Raw genomic sequence first — 15,787 nt, forward strand, 5'->3', positions numbered from 1 at the left:
CAATCACGTCCGACCACTGGCAGGTGCCGGGCGAGCGGGCCTCAGGCGAGCGGGCCTCAGGCGCGAGGACGGCCGAGCGGGACCTGCTCGGCGGCGCCCGCGAAGATCCGGGCGTACGCCGCGGCCAGCAGCGCCGGGTCGTGGTGCGGCGAGCCGTCGTCGGCGCCCACGTCGTCGACCACGAGCCGGGCGCCCAGGGCCTCGACGGTGTCGGCGAGGTCCTGCTCGTGACCGGCGACCCAGGTCCGGTCGGCCAGCACGGTGTGCACGCGGAGGTCCGGGGCGTGCTCGGCGAGGACCGCGAGGTGGTCGGCCGGGGCGAAGCCGGGGGTCTCCCCCTCCTGCTCGGCCAGGTTGAGCACGACCACCAGCCGCGCGTCGGTCGTCTCCAGCGCACGGCGCAGCGCCGGCACCATGAGGTGCGGGATCACCGAGGTGAACCACGACCCGGGGCCGAGCACCACCCAGTCGGCGCCCGCCAGGGCGGTGAGGGCCTCCGCGCTGACCGGCGGGTCCTCGGGCACCAGGCTGATGGTGTCGATCAGGCCCTCGGTGGTGGCGACCTCGACCTGCCCGCGCACGGTGGTCAGGGCCGAGGGGTCGTCCTGCAGCCCCCGGACGGTGGCGGTGATGTCCATCGGGCACAGCGCCATCGGCAGCACCCGCCCCTTGGCGCCGAGCAGCCGGCCGACCCAGTCGAGCGCCTCGACGGGGTCGCCGAGCTGCTCCCAGAGGCCGACGATGAGCAGGTTGCCGATCACGTGGCCGCGCATCTCGCCGTCGCCCTCGAAGCGGTGCTGGAGGACCTGCGACCAGGTCACGCCCCAGGCGTCGTCGCCGCAGAGCGCGGCGAGGGCCATCCGCAGGTCACCGGGCGGCAGCACCTGGAACTCCCCGCGCAGCCGGCCCGACGAGCCGCCGTTGTCGGCCACGGTGACGACGGCGGTGAGGTCGTCGACGGTCAGGTCGTCGACCAGGAGCCGCAGGGCGCTCAGCGAGGCGTGCAGGCCGTGGCCGCCGCCCAGGGCCACCACGGCCTGCGCCCGCTGGTCACTCACGCCCGAGGTCCCGGTGGACGACGCGGACGTCGTGGCCCAGCGCGGCGAGACGACGCCCGGCCTCCTCGGCCATCGCGACGCTGCGGTGCTTGCCACCGGTGCAGCCCACGGCGACCCGCATGAAGCGCTTGCCCTCGCGCAGGTAGCCCTGGGCCACGGTGTCCAGCAGGGGCACGTAGCCGTCGAGGAACTCCGCGGCACCGTCGCGGCTGTAGACGTAGGCGGCGACCGCGTCGTCGCGGCCGTCGCCCTCGCGCAGCTCGGGCTGCCAGAACGGGTTCGGCAGGAACCGCATGTCCGCCACGAAGTCGGCGTCGACGGGGATGCCGTACTTGAAGCCGAAGCTGATCACGGTGAGCTTCAGCCGCCGGGTGCTGGCGTCGCCGAAGGCGTCGTCCACGCGGTCCGTGAGCTGGTGCACGTTGAGGGTGGTGGTGTCGATGACCAGGTCGGCCTCCGCGCGCAGCTCGGCGACGGCGACGCGCTCGCGGTGGACCCCGTCGAGCAGGCGTCCGCTGCCCTGCAGGGGGTGCGGGCGGCGCGCGGCCTCCTGGCGCCGCACGAGCACCTCGTCGGCGGCGTCGAGGAAGACCATCGAGGCCGTACGCCCGTGGGCGCCGTGGGCGAGCTGCGCGCGCAGGTCGGTGAAGAACGACCCGGAGCGGACGTCGACGACCACCGCGATCCGCTGGGTGGTCCCGAGGTTCTGGTCGACCAGGCGCACCACGTCGGGCAGCAGCGCCGGCGGCAGGTTGTCGACGACGTAGAAGCCGAGGTCCTCCAGCTCCTTGGCCACGGTGCTGCGCCCGGCGCCGGTCATGCCGGTGACCACGACGAGCTCCCCCGGTCCGCTGGCCCCCTCGCGCTCGCTCATGCGTCCTCGATCTCGCCGGTCGCGGTGTTCACGGTTATCCCCACGGGGCCATCCTGCCCGGCGCCGGCCTTCCCGGCCCCGCCCGGTGCCGCGGCCACCGACTCCTTGATCGCGGCAGCGGTCCGGGGGCCGATGCCGGGCACCTGCGCGATCTCCTCCACCTCGGCGGTGCGCAGCTTCTTCAGGGACCCGAAGTGCTTGAGCAGGGTCTTGCGCCGCACCTCACCCAGGCCGGGCACGTCGTCGAGGGCACTCTCGACCATCGACTTCGAGCGGCGGTTGCGGTGGTGGGTGATCGCGAAGCGGTGCGCCTCGTCGCGCAGCCGCTGCAGCAGGTAGAGGCCCTCGGAGGAGCGGGCCAGGATGACGGGGTCCTCCTCCCCGGGGACCCAGACCTCCTCGAGCCGCTTGGCCAGGCCCACCACGGGGATGTCGTCGATGCCCAGCTCGTCGAGCGCCCGCTGGGCGGCGGCCACCTGGGGCGGGCCGCCGTCGACCACGACGAGGCCGGGGGCGTAGGCGAACTTGCGGGGCCGGCCGGTCTCGGGGTCGACCAGCATCGGCCCCTGGTCGCCCTCGACGCGCTCGGACTTCGCCTGCTCGTCGAGCAGCCGCTTGAAGCGTCGGGTGATCACCTCGTGCACCGACGCCACGTCGTCCTGCCCGTCGACGCCGCGGATCACGAACCGGCGGTACTCCCCCTTGCGGGACAGGCCGTCCTCGAAGACCACCATCGAGGCCACGACCTCGGTGCCCTGCAGGTTGGAGACGTCGTAGCACTCGATGCGCAGCGGGACGTCGTCGAGCTCCAGGGCCTGCTGGATCTCCTCCAGCGCACGGTTGCGGGTGGTGAGGTCGCTGGCGCGCTTGGTCTTGTGCAGCACCAGCGCCTGGCCGGCGTTGCGGGCGACGGTCTCCTGCAGCGTCTTCTTGTCGCCGCGCTGGGGCACGCGGATGCGCACCTTCGCCCGGCGCAGGTCGTTCAGCAGCTGCTCGAAGGTCTCGACGTCGGGCGGCAGCTCGGGCACCAGGATCTCGCGCGGCACCGCGTCGGCGTCGCCGGCGTAGAGCTGGAGGAGGAAGTCCTCGACCAGCTCGGGGGTGCCGCCGTCGTCGGTGCGGTCCGCGACCCAGCCGCGCTGGCCGCGGATCCGTCCGCCGCGGACGTAGAAGATCTGCACGGCGACCTCGAGCGGGTCCTCGGCCAGCGCGATCACGTCGGCGTCGGCGCCGTCGGAGAGCACCACGGCCTGCTTCTCCAGGGCCCGGTTCATCGCGCCGAGGTCGTCGCGCAGCCGGGCGGCCTTCTCGAAGTCCATCTCCTCCGAGGCGGCGTACATCTCCTGCTCGATGCGGCGCAGGAACGGGCGGGTGCGACCGCCCATGAAGTCGCAGAAGTCGTCGACGATCTGCCGGTGGTCCTCGGCGCTGACGTTGCCGACGCACGGCGCCGCGCACTTGTCGATGTAGCCGAGCAGGCAGGGACGCCCGATCTGCTGCGAGCGCTTGAAGACGCCGTTGCTGCAGGAGCGCATCGGGAAGACCCGCAGCAGGACGTCGACGGTCTCGCGGATCGCCCAGGCGTGGCTGTACGGCCCGAAGTAGCGGGTGCCCTTGCGCTTGGCGCCGCGCCCGACCATCACCCGGGGGAACTCCTCGCCCGTGGTGACGGCCAGCCAGGGGTACGACTTGTCGTCGCGGTACTTGACGTTGAAGCGCGGGTCGTACTCCTTGATCCAGGAGTACTCCAGCTGCAGCGCCTCGACCTCGGTGTTGACCACCGTCCACTCGACGCCGGCCGCGGTGGTGACCATCGAGGCCGTGCGCTGGTGGAGGTTGGAGATGTCCTGGAAGTACGACGAGAGGCGGGCCCGGAGGTTCTTGGCCTTGCCGACGTAGATCACGCGGCCCGACGCGTCCCGGAACCGGTAGACGCCCGGCTGGGTCGGGATCGAGCCCGGCTCGGGGCGGTAGGACAGGGGCCCGCGGGAGCTGCGCGAAGGGCGGGCGGGAGTCACGGGCCAACCCTACGAGCGGGCTCCGACGCCCCTGCGGGCGGTCGGGCGCCAGGTCTGCCCGGCGGGCCGGTCAGGCGAGGCTGATCTCGCCGCCCTCGACGGTGACCTCGACGGCCGGCAGCGGGGAGCTGGCCGGTCCCGACTCGGGCTCACCGGTGTCGAGGGAGAACAGGCTGCCGTGGCAGGTGCAGCTGATCCCGGCCTCGTCGATGCCGGTCACCGGGCAGCCCTGGTGGGTGCAGATCGACGAGAACGCCTTGAAGTCGCCCTCGGTGGGCTGGGTGAGCACGACGCCCTGCTCCTCGAGGATCACGCCGCTGCCGACGGGCACGTCGGCGGTCGCGGCGAGCGGGCCGTCGGCCTGCGGTGACGGCGCCGCGCTGGCCGGGGAGTCGCCCGCCGAGTCGGACCCGCCGCAGGCGGCGAGCACCGGCGCGGCGAGGCCGAGGGTCGCGGCACCGCTCAGCGCACGGCGACGGGACAGGCAGGGGGGACGGACGGCGTCGGCCACGACGGGCTCCTCGAGGGTTGTGCGGGCACCGGGGACGGTCTGCGGCTGAGCGTAGCCAGCGCCCGGTCGGGCAGACGGTCAGGCCGAGCGGGAGGTGACCTTGGTCGCGGCCCGCTTGCGGGCCGGGGCGGTCGCCCCGGTCGAGGCGGCCGAGGCCTTCTTCTCCGCGGCCGCCTTCTTGGCGGCGGCCTTCTTCCCGGCCTTGGTCTTGGGCTCCGGGGGCGGCGGCGGCTTGCGCGGGGGCCCCGGCTGCGTGGCTCCCCGGCCCTCGATCAACGGGGCGAGGAACTGCCCCGTATAGCTGCCCTCGACCTGGGCGACGTCCTCGGGCGTGCCCTCGGCGACGACCTGGCCACCGCGCGACCCACCCTCGGGGCCCATGTCCACGACCCAGTCGGCGGTCTTGATGACGTCCAGGTTGTGCTCGATCACCAGCACCGTGTTGCCCTGGTCGACCAGCCTGCCCAGGACCAGCAGGAGCTTGCGGATGTCCTCGAAGTGCAGCCCGGTGGTCGGCTCGTCGAGGACGTACACGGTGCGCCCGGTGGAGCGCTTCTGCAGCTCGGCTGCCAGCTTGACCCGCTGCGCCTCGCCCCCGGACAGGGTGGTGGCCGGCTGGCCGAGGCGGACGTACCCGAGCCCCACCTCGACCAGCGTGCTGAGGTGGCGCGCGATGCCGGGGACCGCGGCGAAGAACTCCGCGGCCTCCTCGATGGGCATGTCGAGCACCTCGGCGATGGTCTTGCCCTTGAAGTGCACCTCGAGCGTCTCGCGGTTGTAGCGGGCGCCGTGGCAGACCTCGCACGGCACGTAGACGTCGGGCAGGAAGTTCATCTCGATCTTGATCGTGCCGTCGCCGGAGCAGCCCTCGCAGCGCCCGCCCTTGACGTTGAAGGAGAAGCGGCCCTGCAGGTAGCCGCGGACCTTGGCCTCCTGGGTGGAGGCGAAGAGCTTGCGGACGTGGTCGAAGACACCGGTGTAGGTGGCCGGGTTGGACCGCGGCGTCCGCCCGATCGGCGACTGGTCGACATGGATGACCTTGTCGACGTGCTCGAGGCCGGTGATCTTCTGGTGCCGGCCGGGCACGGCGCGGGCGTTGTAGATCTGCTTGGCCAGCGACGTGTAGAGGATGTCGTTGACCAGCGTCGACTTGCCCGAGCCCGAGACACCGGTGACGGCGACGAAGAGCCCCAGCGGGAAGCTGGCGGTGACGTCGTGGAGGTTGTGCTCCTTGGCGCCCACGACGGTGAGCTCGCGGCCCCGGGTGCGGGGGCGGCGGACCTCGGGCACGGGGATCTCCCGGCGTCCGGAGAGGTAGAGCCCGGTCATCGAGTCGGGGTGGGCGTACAGGTCCTCCACGGTGCCGCTGTGCACGACCTGGCCGCCGTGCTCACCGGCAGCGGGACCGAAGTCGACGACCCAGTCGGCGACCTTGATGGTGTCCTCGTCGTGCTCGACCACGATCAGGGTGTTGCCGAGGTCGCGCAGGCGTACGAGGGTCTCGATCAGCCGCTGGTTGTCGCGCTGGTGCAGCCCGATCGAGGGCTCGTCGAGGACGTACAGCACGCCGACCAGGCCGGCACCGATCTGGGTCGCGAGACGGATCCGCTGCGCCTCGCCGCCCGAGAGCGACCCGGAGGGCCGGTCGAGGGAGAGGTAGTCGAGGCCGACGTCGAGCAGGAAGCGCAGCCGCTCCTGGATCTCCTTGAGCACCTGCTCGGCGATCTGGCGCTCACGGGTGCTGAGCTCGAGGGTCTCCAGGAAGGCGGCGGCCTCGTTGATCGGCAGCGCGCACACCTCGGCGATGTTCATCTCGCCGTGCTCGGTGGAGCCCATCGTCACCGCGCGGATCACCGGCTTGAGCCGGCTGCCCTGGCAGGTGGGGCAGGGCACCTCGCGCATGAACCCCTCGAAGCGGTCCCGGCTGGTGTCGGTCTCGGCCTCGCGGTGGCGGCGCTCGATGTAGGGCCGCACGCCCTCGAAGGCGGCGTGGTAGCTGCGCTGCCGGCCGTACCGGTTGCGCGTGACGACGTGCACCTTGGTGCTGTGGCCGTCGAGCACCGAGCGGCGCGCCTTGGGCGAGAGGTCGTCCCAGGGCGTGTTCAGGTCGAAGCCGAGCTCGTCGCCGAGGGCACCGAGGAGCTTGAGGAAGTAGTCGGCGACGTGCGCGCCGGACCACGGCTGGATGGCGCCCTGGCCGAGGGTGGCGGTGCCGTCGGGCACGACCAGCTCGGGGTCGACCTCCATCCGGGTGCCCAGGCCGCTGCAGGCCGGGCAGGCGCCGAACGGTGAGTTGAAGGAGAACGAGCGGGGCTCGAGCTCGTCGGTGTCGAGGACGTGCTCGTTGGGGCACGACATCTTCTCGCTGAACCGCATCTCGCGCTGCGGGTCGCCGTCGGGGAGGTCGACGAAGTCGAGCAGGACCAGGCCGTCGGCGAGCCTGAGCGCGGTCTCGACGGAGTCGGTCAGCCGGCGCTTGGCCGTCTCCTTGACCGCGAGGCGGTCGACGACGACCTCGATGGTGTGCTTCTTCTGCTTGTCCAGGGTCGGCGGCTCGTCGAGCGCGTGGGTCTCGCCGTTGGTGCGGGCCCGGCTGAAGCCCTGCACCTGGAGCTGCTTGAAGAGCTCGAGGTACTCGCCCTTGCGGCCCCGGACCACCGGGGCCAGCACCTGGAACCGGCGGCCCTCCTCCAGCGTCAGCACCCGGTCGACGATCTGCTGCGGCGTCTGCCGCTCGATCGGGGCGCCACAGGTGGGGCAGTGCGGGTGCCCGGCGCGGGCGTAGAGCAGGCGCAGGTAGTCGTAGACCTCGGTGATGGTGCCGACCGTCGAGCGCGGGTTGCGCGAGGTCGACTTCTGGTCGATCGACACCGCCGGCGAGAGGCCCTCGATGAAGTCGACGTCGGGCTTGTCCATCTGGCCCAGGAACTGCCGGGCGTACGCCGAGAGCGACTCGACGTAGCGGCGCTGCCCCTCGGCGAAGATCGTGTCGAAGGCCAGCGACGACTTGCCGGAGCCCGACAGACCGGTGAAGACGATCAGCGAGTCACGAGGGAGGTCGAGGGAGACGTCCTTGAGGTTGTGCTCCCGGGCGCCCCGGATGATGAGCTGGTCAGCCACGCTGGTCCTTCCGGTGCTCGGTCCGCGCCCGGGTGGGTCACGGGCTGGTCGAACACATGTTCGTCGTCACGACGCCCGGCGCGCAACTCCGCGCGTCGTCCGTGTTTCAGGTTCTCACGGGAGGCCGACACCCCTTCCGGGTGACCGCTCGGTGCAGCACCATGGGCGCGTGAACCCCGCGGACGTCGCACCACCCCCGCCGACGGGGCGGTCCGGGGCGGCCAGGCTCCCCGACCTCGAGGACGCCACCCAGCGCCTGGTGCGCCGCGTCGACGAGCTGCCCGACGAGTCGTACGCCGCCCGCTCGCTGCTGCCCGGCTGGACCCGGGGCCACGTCGTGGCCCACCTGGCGCTGAACGCCGAGAGCCTCGAGGGCGTGCTGCGCGGGGCGGCCGCGGGCGGGGAGCCGGCGATGTACCCCTCGCAGCGCCGCCGCGACCAGGACATCGAGGACCTCGCCGACGCGACGCCGGGCGAGCTGCGCGAGCGGCTGCTCGCCTCGGTACGGCTCTTCCTCGACGCGGTCGGCGACTTCCCGGAGGAGCGCTGGGAGTCCGGGTTCCGCCGGCTGCCGGACTCCCCCGACCTCCTGCCCGCGCACGCCGTGCTCGGGATGCGCCACCGCGAGGTGGAGATCCACCACGTCGACCTCGACGCCGGCTACACGCCCCGGGAGTGGCCCGGGTCGTTCGTGGTCGCCACGGTGGAGGCGCTGCGCGTGCGGGCACCGGGCGTCACGCTGCTGGCCACCGACCTCGGCCGCTCCTGGCACGCCGAGCGTGGCCGGGTGACCGTGAGCGGGCCCGGCCCCCAGATCGCGTGGTGGCTCAGCGGCCGCGGCCGCGGCGAAGGACTGACCAGCAACGGCGGCGACCTGCCGCGGATCCAGGAGTGGTGACATGAACGAGCAGCAGACCGGGCAGGACGAGTACGTCGGGGACGTCGCGCCGGGCGGGCCGGCCCAGACCCGGACGGCCGGGTGCCTGCGGATCACGAAGGTCGCGGTCGACCCGGAGATGAGCAACAACTGCTACCTGCTGCGCTGCGAGGACACCGGCGACCAGGTGCTGGTCGACGCCGCGGCCGAGCCCGAGCGCCTGCTCGAGCTGGTCGGCGACGGCGGCCTGGCCACCGTGATCACCACCCACCAGCACTGGGACCACCACCGCGGTCTGGCCGCCGTGGTGGCGGCCACCGGCGCCGAGGTCGTCGTCGGCTCCCCCGACGCCGACGCCGTGACCGAGCAGACCGGCGTCACCGTGACGCGTTCGGTCGGGCACGGCGACACCGTCGCGGTCGGGTCCTGCTCGCTCGACGTGATCGCCCTGGCCGGCCACACCCCCGGCTCGGTCGCGCTGCTGTTCGAGGACGCCGAGCGCGGCGACGGCCGCGCCCACCTCTTCACCGGCGACTCCCTCTTCCCCGGCGGCCCCGGCAAGACCGCCGGGCCGGCGGAGTTCACCTCGCTGATGGACGACCTCGAGGCGCGGGTCTTCGACCGTCTCCCCGACAGCACGTGGTTCTACCCCGGCCACGGCGACGACTCCACCCTGGGCGACCAGCGCCCGCAGCTCGGCGAGTGGCGCGCGCGGGGCTGGTGACCTGGCGCGGCCACCCAGGCGCAGCTGTAACGCTGTGTTACTTCGTCTCGCGCATCGTCCTGACGTCGGACCAGGTGAAGTAACACAGCGTTACAGCAGGCGGACCCCTCCGCTTGGCCCCCACCGGTAAAAATTGTGCATGAGGATCATGCGCAGTGCCGCCGCGATCGGCGTGGCCCGGAAGCTCTACACCGAGGCCCAGAAGCCGGAGAACCAGCGCCGGATCAAGGAGGCCGTCGAGAAGGTCAAGGCCCGGCGTGGGCAGCGCCCGGTCCGCTAGGACTCATCCCGGCTCCACGGGCAGCCACAGCTCGCAGGTGGCGCTGCCGGCCTCCGGGTCGTAGGCCAGCATCGCCACGATCTCGGGCCCGGGACGCAGGCGCCACGGCTGCGAGGGGAACCACGTGGTGGCCGTCGCGGCCCAGGCCTCCTGGAGGGCCTCGGGGTGCGGCCCCTCGGTCCGGAACACCGCCCAGGTGCCCGCCGGCACGTCCAGCACGTCGAGCCCCGCGGGTGGGGCACCGGTCGTGGCGACGCCGTGCAGGTAGGTGAGCTCGGTGCCCTCCGCACGGTCGGGGTCCAGGTCGTCGCTGACCGCGAGCACCCCCGTCGGCTCGGTGTCGTTGAGCGCTCTGAGACGCGCGGTCTCCTCGGGCGCGATGCCGGCGACGTGCTCGGCGATGCGTTGGTTCACGCCGGTGTGCACCAGCGGGACGCGCGCGGCGTGGCCGACGAGGCGCAGCGCGGGTAGGTCGGTGATGCGGGTGTCCATGGGGACGCTCCCTTCGACGGTCAGGTGGAACCTGATCCGCGGTTGTGTACGTAGTGGACCCCCGTCGCGTCGCGCGTCACCGGGGCCGACGGCGTGCACGGCGCGGAACGCGCGCCCGAACGTCTCGGTGGAGCCGTAGCCGTACCGCACCGCGAGCGTGAGCAGGTCGGTACGCGTCCGCACCAGGTCCGCCGCGGCCAGCGCCATCCGGCGTCGGCGCACGTAGTCCGACAGCGGCATCCCCGCCAGCGACGAGAACATCCGTCGCAGGTGGTGCTCGGTGGTGCCGAGCGCGGCGGCGACGTCGGCCGCGTCGACCGCGACGGACGGGTCGTCCGCCAGCTGTGCCTCGACGGCGTCGACGGCCCGGTTCAGTGCAGCGATCATGGAGTCCTCCTTCCGAGTCCCATCCTGGTCGGGCGGCCCGTCCCCGGACCCGATGATCGCGGTCGGATCCGGTCGGGTCGTACCGACCCGTCCCGCGTCCGACCCGGCGACCTCCACCCTCGCTAAGGTCGATCCCGTGACGGAGGACGGCGAGCAGGTCATCGCGACCACCGGGTTGACCAAGCACTACGGGCAGGTGCACGCGCTGACCGACCTCGACATCGAGGTCGGCAGCGGCGTGACCGGCCTCGTCGGTGCGAACGGTGCCGGCAAGTCGACGCTGATCAAGATCCTGCTGGGCCTCCTCGAGCCGAGCTCGGGCCGCGCGACCGTGCTGGGTCACGACATCGCGTCCGAGGCCGAGGAGATCCGCCGCCTGGTCGGTTACATGCCCGAGCACGACTGCCTGCCGCCGGACGTCAGCGCCAGCGACTTCGTGGTGCACATGGCCCGGATGTCCGGCCTCGGCGCCTCCGCCGCGCGCGAGCGGTCCGCCGACGTGCTGCGCCACGTCGGCCTCGACGAGGAGCGCTACCGCCCGATGGGCGGCTTCTCCACCGGGATGAAGCAGCGCGCCAAGCTGGCCCAGGCCCTGGTCCACGACCCGCGTCTGGTCTTCCTCGACGAGCCGACCAACGGCCTGGACCCGGCCGCCCGTACGGACATGCTGCGCCTGGTCCGCCGCATCGGCAGCGACTTCGGGATCGCCGTGCTGGTGACCTCCCACCTGCTCGGCGAGCTGGAGCAGGTCAGCGACCACGTCATCGTCCTCGACGCCGGCCACCTGCTCCGCTCCAGCGCGACCGGCGACTTCCTCGAGCAGACGGGCAGCCTGCTCGTCGAGGTGGTCGGCGGGTCGACGGAGCGGGACAGGTTCGGGGAGGCACTGGCCGCGGCGGGGCTGCCCTGCCGCCCGCGCGGCACCGCCATCGTGATCGACCCGGCGCCGCAGCTGCCCGTCCACGACCTCGTCCGCGACACCGCCGCCGACCTGGGGCTCGGGCTGATGCGCCTGCAGCCGGACCGCCACCACCTCGAGGACGTGTTCCTCCAGGGCCCCGCGTCCGCACAGGAGGAGGTGGCCCGTGGCTGAGCGCACCGGCGTCATCCACGACCTGGGCTACCGCCGCTACGACGGCCCCCGCGACGGGACCGCGACCATCGCGCGGACGCTCTACGTCACCGGGCTGCGTCACGCCTTCGGCCTCGGCCGGTCCGGCAAGTCCAAGATCCTGCCGTTCCTGCTGCTCGGGCTCTGCACCCTGCCCGCCGCGGTCGTCGTCGGCGTGGTCACGCTGATCAGCCTCGACGAGCTGCCGATCGGGTACGCCTCCTACACCACCCAGACCCAGCTGCTGGTGAGCCTCTTCGCCGCCGCCCAGGCACCGGTGCTGTTCTCCCGCGACCTGCGCCACCGCTCGATCGTGCTCTACCTCGCCCGCCCGCTGCCGGCACCGGTCTTCGCCCTGACCCGGTGGCTGTCGCTGACCAGCGCCCTGCTGGTGTTCACGCTGCTGCCCCTGCTCGTCCTGTACGTCGGGGCGCTGCTGGCGGGCCTCGACGTCTCCGAGCAGACCACCGCACTGCTCAAGGCGGTCGCGCTCCTGCTGCTCACCACCACGGTGGTGGCCGGGATCACCGGCCTCATCTCCTCGGTGTCGCTGCGCCGCGGCTTCGCGATCGTCGGGTCCATCGTCGCCCTGGTGGTCGTGCCCGGCGTGGTCACCGCCGTCCAGGCGATCGCGTCGGCCGAGGGCGCCGACGACGTCGGGGTCGCGGCGGGGCTGGCGTCCCCGTGGTCGCTGCACAGCGGGCTCGCCGACGCGTGGGACGCCGGCGTCACCGTCTTCACCCCGCCGGACGGCGGGTGGGTCGTGGCGTACCTCGCCGTCGCCGTGCTGGTCGCGGCCGTCACCACCGCCGCCCTGGTCCGGCGCCTGATGAAGGTGGCCTCGCGATGAGCACCCTGGTCCTGGACTCGGTGTCCCGCTGGTTCGGCAACGTCGTCGCGGTCAACGACGTGTCCCTGACGATCAGCCCCGGCGTCACCGGGCTACTCGGCCCGAACGGCGCCGGCAAGACGACCCTGATGGCGCTGATGACGGGGTTCCTGGCCCCGTCGGCCGGCACCGTCCTGCTCGACGGGCAGCCGGTGTGGCGGCACACCGAGGCGTACCGGCAGATCGGCCTGGTGCCCGAGCGCGAGCTCAGCTTCGGCTACCTCACCGGCCGCCAGTTCGTGCGGGCCAACGCCGACCTGCACGGGCTCGACGACGCCGGCGCCGCGACCGAGAGGATCCTCGGGGTGGTCGACATGGTCGAGCCCGCGAGCCGGAACCTCGACACCTACTCCAAGGGGATGCGCCAGCGGGTCAAGATCGCCGCCGCCCTGGTGCACGACCCGGCCCTGCTGCTGCTCGACGAGCCGTTCAACGGCGTCGACCCCCGGCAGCGGATGCACCTGATGGACCTGCTGCGCCGGCTCGGCGACGAGGGCCGCACGGTGCTCTTCAGCTCCCACATCCTCGAGGAGGTCGAGCGTCTCGCCCGGCACATCGAGGTCGTCGTCTCCGGGCGGCACGCCGCCTCCGGCGACTTCGGCGCGATCCGCCGGCTGATGACCGACCGCCCGGTGCAGTACGCGGTGACGTCCAGCGACGACCGCGCCCTGGCCACCGTCCTGATCGCCCAGCCGTCGGTCCGGGCCGTACGCCTGCGGCCCGATAGCGGCCTCGACGTCGAGGTCGCCGACCTCGGCAGCTTCGCGGTCGGCCTGCCGCAGTGGGCGCGGGCGCACGGCCTGACCCTGCTCGACCTCTCCCCCAGCGACGAGTCGCTGGAGAGCGTCTTCGCCTACCTGGTGAACCGATGACCGGCCCGATGACCAGCCCGATGACCGGCCCGATGAGGAGTGCCGCGTGAACGCCACCATCGTCCGGCTCGCCGCCCAGGCCCTGCTCGGCCGCCGCCGCTTCTGGCTGCTGCTGGCCCTGCCGGTGCTGCTGGTCGGGCTGACCGTGCTGATCGCGGCGCTGACCGACCGGGAGGCGGCCTGGCCGCTGCTGCCCGGCCTCGGCTACCCGATCGTGCTCCCGCTGGTGGCCGTGCTCGCCGCGTCGTCGGTGCTGGGGCCCGAGGTGGACGACGGGTCGATCGTCTACCTGCTGTCCAAGCCGATCAGCCGGCACGCCGTCGCCCTCAGCAAGTGGGTGGTCGCCTGGGCCGCCACCCTCGTCGCCGGGGCGTTCCCGCTGTTCGTGGCCGCGCTCGTCGCCGGTGGCGGCGACCGTGCGCCGGCGATGGGCCTGGCCGCGGTGGTGGCCGGGACGACGTACTCCGCGCTCTTCCTCGCCGTCTCCGCCCTCACCCGGCACGCGGTGATCGTGTCGCTGCTGTTCGTGCTGATCTGGGAGGGGCTGCTCGGCAACCTGCTCAGCGGCGTCGCCTGGCTCAGCGTCGCCCAGTGGGGCCTGCGGATCGGGTCCGAGGTGTCGGCGGAGCTCCCCGACCCGACGAACCTGGTGTGGGCGGTGCTGGCGAGCGTGGTCGTCACCGTCGGCGGGGTGTGGCTGGCGGGCGACCGGCTGCGGTCGTTCTCGCTGCGCGGCGAGGACTGACGCACTCAGCGGTCGCGTCCGGACCGCCGGCACGGCGTCCGGTCGCGGCTGGGTGGCGGCCCGCCCTCAGGCCCCCGAGGCCGTCCCGGTGCCCTGCCGTTGCGGCATGTCCGCGTCGTCGACGACCGGCCCCCACACCTTGATCGCGATGAGGGCGAGGCTGCCCGTGGTCACCAGGGTGACCGCCAGACCGGCGGTCGCGGTGCCGCCCAGGGCGACGGCGACGTAGCCGAGGGTCGAGGCGACGACCGCCAGGCCCATGTAGGGCAGCTGCGTGGTGACGTGGGTGATCACGTTGCAGCCGGCCCCGGTGGCACTGAGGATCGTGGTGTCGGAGATCGGGGACGCGTGGTCGCCCGCCACCGCCCCGGCCAGCACCGCGCCCAGCGCGGGCAGCAGCAGCTCGGGGGCGTCCAGGGAGTTGATGATCCCGCCGGCCAGCGGGATCAGCAGACCGAACGAGCCCCACGAGGTGCCGGTGGCGAAGGCCATGGAGGCGGCGAGGAGGAACACGATCGGCACCAGCCAGGACGGTGACAGCGCGGAACCCTCGATCAGGCCGGCGAGGTACTCCCCGGTGCCGAGCTCCTCGATCAGGGCACCGAGCATCCAGGCGAGGACCAGGATGCTGACCGCCGGCATCATGGACTTCACGCCCTCGAGCCAGCCGCGGCCCAGCGTGCTGGTGCCGAACCTGGGGTTCTCGGAGGTGTCGCGGACGTAGTAGTACAGCGCCGCGGCCAGACCGAGGACACCGCCGATGATCAGGGCGAAGGTGACGTCGGTCGAGGCCAGGATGTCGACCGCCGACCAGGAGCCGGCGGCCCGCTGCCCGGTCCACACGATGCCGCCCAGCACGCCCACCACCAGCAGGACGAACGGCACGATCAGGGCCAGCTTGGCGCCCGGCCGGTGGACCGGGAGGTCCTGGGCGAGCTGCCCGGGGATGTCGTCGCTCTCGTCGAAGCACCTCCCCTCGAGGATCGCGCGCCGCTCCTCCGCGCGCATCGCCCCCAGGTCGAGCTGCAGGACGGCCACGAAGGCGACCAGCAGCAGCGCCGCGAAGGCGTAGTAGTTCGCCCCGGCCGCCTGCAGGAACGCCGCGATCTCGCTGAGGTCCAGCGACGAGGCCGCGACCTCGGTCCCGATCAGCCCGAGGATGAACGCGCCCCAGCTGGAGAACGGCGCCAGCACCGCCACCGGGGCCGAGGTGGAGTCGACCAGGTAGGCCAGCTTGGCCCGGGACACCCGGTGGGTGTCGGTCACCGGCCGGCTGACCTGTCCCACGGCGAGGGCGTTGAAGTAGTCGTCGACGAAGATCGCCACGCCCAGCCCCGCCGGCAGCAGGGTCGCCCCCCGCCGGGTCCTGATCTTGGTCTGGGCCCAGTCGGCGAAGGCGCGGGTGCCGCCCGACATCATGATCAGGGCCGTGATCACGCCGAGCATGAGCGTGAAGACCAGGATGTAGACCTTGGTGGTGTTCACCGCCCCGTCGACCCAGAAGATCTCGGCGAACGCGCCCAGGACCTGCGTGACGGTGCCCCAGGGCGAGAAGCCCTCGATCAGGAGGGCGGCGGCCACCACCCCCAGACCGAGGCTCAGCAGCACCTTGCGCGTCGCCACCACCAGCCCGATGGCGATCAACGGGGGGACCAGGGTCAGGATCGGGACGGTGTCGACCATGCGAGCTCCTCTGCCGAAGGTGGTCTAGACCCTAGGCCCCGGGCAGCCCCGCCACCAGGATCCCCGGCCCGACGCGTAGTGCTCCCCTGGCTCTGCCCCTCCCTGCGGCGCGAGGACCGAGGCCCTGGACGACCGAGCTCCTGGCG

At 72.8% G+C, this 15,787-nt stretch carries 14 protein-coding genes; 7 read left to right on the forward strand and 7 right to left on the reverse strand.

Annotated elements, in window-relative coordinates; translation table 11 throughout:
- Positions 1–56: 56 nt before the first annotated feature.
- The 5 genes from ENKNEFLB_RS12480 to uvrA form a co-directional block, all read right to left on the reverse strand.
- Positions 57–1,058 (reverse strand): gluconeogenesis factor YvcK family protein, encoded by a 1,002-nt coding sequence (locus tag ENKNEFLB_RS12480; protein ID WP_214055722.1) that lies wholly within the window; start codon positions 1,056–1,058, stop codon positions 57–59.
- Positions 1,051–1,932, reverse strand: a complete 882-nt coding sequence (rapZ, locus tag ENKNEFLB_RS12485; protein ID WP_214055723.1) for an RNase adapter RapZ — start codon at positions 1,930–1,932, stop codon at positions 1,051–1,053. Before rapZ ends, ENKNEFLB_RS12480 begins: the two co-directional genes overlap by 8 nt.
- The gene (gene uvrC / locus ENKNEFLB_RS12490) at positions 1,929–3,950 is read right to left on the reverse strand and encodes an excinuclease ABC subunit UvrC (RefSeq protein ID WP_214055724.1); all 2,022 of its coding nucleotides are present in this window, start codon (positions 3,948–3,950) and stop codon (positions 1,929–1,931) included. The genes rapZ and uvrC overlap by 4 nt, the downstream gene beginning before the upstream one ends.
- Before the next feature lie 70 nt (positions 3,951–4,020).
- Positions 4,021–4,461 carry a Rieske (2Fe-2S) protein gene (locus ENKNEFLB_RS12495; protein WP_214055725.1) on the reverse strand — a complete coding sequence of 147 codons (441 nt, stop codon included), beginning with the start codon at positions 4,459–4,461 and terminating at the stop codon, positions 4,021–4,023.
- A gap of 78 nt (positions 4,462–4,539) precedes the next feature.
- Positions 4,540–7,581 carry an excinuclease ABC subunit UvrA gene (gene uvrA / locus ENKNEFLB_RS12500; protein ID WP_214055726.1) on the reverse strand — a complete coding sequence of 1,014 codons (3,042 nt, stop codon included), beginning with the start codon at positions 7,579–7,581 and terminating at the stop codon, positions 4,540–4,542.
- Between the two features lie 169 nt (positions 7,582–7,750).
- On the opposite strand from uvrA, the gene ENKNEFLB_RS12505 reads away from it, so the two are divergent.
- The 3 genes from ENKNEFLB_RS12505 to ENKNEFLB_RS12515 all read left to right on the forward strand — a co-directional run bounded on the left by ENKNEFLB_RS12505 (position 7,751) and on the right by ENKNEFLB_RS12515 (position 9,462).
- Positions 7,751–8,479: a maleylpyruvate isomerase family mycothiol-dependent enzyme gene (locus tag ENKNEFLB_RS12505; protein ID WP_214055727.1), complete on the forward strand. Its 729-nt coding sequence runs from the start codon at positions 7,751–7,753 to the stop codon at positions 8,477–8,479.
- A 1-nt stretch (position 8,480) separates the two neighbouring features.
- Complete coding sequence (locus ENKNEFLB_RS12510) at positions 8,481–9,182, forward strand: MBL fold metallo-hydrolase (protein WP_214055728.1); 702 nt, start codon at positions 8,481–8,483, stop codon at positions 9,180–9,182.
- Positions 9,183–9,321: 139 nt separating this feature from the next.
- Positions 9,322–9,462, forward strand: coding sequence for a hypothetical protein (locus ENKNEFLB_RS12515; RefSeq protein WP_214055729.1), 141 nt, complete (start codon positions 9,322–9,324; stop codon positions 9,460–9,462).
- Positions 9,463–9,465: 3 nt separating this feature from the next.
- Here the strand turns inward: ENKNEFLB_RS12515 and ENKNEFLB_RS12520 are convergent, their stop codons facing one another.
- Positions 9,466–10,341 (reverse strand): AraC family transcriptional regulator, encoded by an 876-nt coding sequence (locus tag ENKNEFLB_RS12520; RefSeq protein ID WP_214055730.1) that lies wholly within the window; start codon positions 10,339–10,341, stop codon positions 9,466–9,468.
- A gap of 136 nt (positions 10,342–10,477) precedes the next feature.
- Here ENKNEFLB_RS12520 and ENKNEFLB_RS12525 point away from each other — a divergent pair, with 136 nt between their 5' ends.
- From ENKNEFLB_RS12525 to ENKNEFLB_RS12540, 4 genes are read left to right on the forward strand one after another with little or no spacing between them, the layout of a single operon-like run.
- On the forward strand, positions 10,478–11,434 hold the full coding sequence (locus ENKNEFLB_RS12525; protein WP_246535512.1) for an ABC transporter ATP-binding protein: 957 nt from the start codon (positions 10,478–10,480) through the stop codon (positions 11,432–11,434).
- Positions 11,427–12,302: an ABC transporter permease gene (locus tag ENKNEFLB_RS12530; protein ID WP_214055732.1), complete on the forward strand. Its 876-nt coding sequence runs from the start codon at positions 11,427–11,429 to the stop codon at positions 12,300–12,302. Before ENKNEFLB_RS12525 ends, ENKNEFLB_RS12530 begins: the two co-directional genes overlap by 8 nt.
- Positions 12,299–13,213: an ABC transporter ATP-binding protein gene (locus tag ENKNEFLB_RS12535; RefSeq protein WP_214055733.1), complete on the forward strand. Its 915-nt coding sequence runs from the start codon at positions 12,299–12,301 to the stop codon at positions 13,211–13,213. Before ENKNEFLB_RS12530 ends, ENKNEFLB_RS12535 begins: the two co-directional genes overlap by 4 nt.
- A gap of 46 nt (positions 13,214–13,259) precedes the next feature.
- Positions 13,260–13,958, forward strand: a complete 699-nt coding sequence (locus tag ENKNEFLB_RS12540; protein ID WP_214055734.1) for an ABC transporter permease — start codon at positions 13,260–13,262, stop codon at positions 13,956–13,958.
- A gap of 66 nt (positions 13,959–14,024) precedes the next feature.
- Here the strand turns inward: ENKNEFLB_RS12540 and ENKNEFLB_RS12545 are convergent, their stop codons facing one another.
- Complete coding sequence (locus tag ENKNEFLB_RS12545) at positions 14,025–15,641, reverse strand: Na+/H+ antiporter NhaC family protein (protein ID WP_214055735.1); 1,617 nt, start codon at positions 15,639–15,641, stop codon at positions 14,025–14,027.
- Positions 15,642–15,787: the final 146 nt, after the last annotated feature.

Origin of the sequence: Nocardioides aquaticus (assembly GCF_018459925.1) — a bacterium.
Classification (GTDB): domain Bacteria; phylum Actinomycetota; class Actinomycetes; order Propionibacteriales; family Nocardioidaceae; genus Nocardioides; species Nocardioides aquaticus.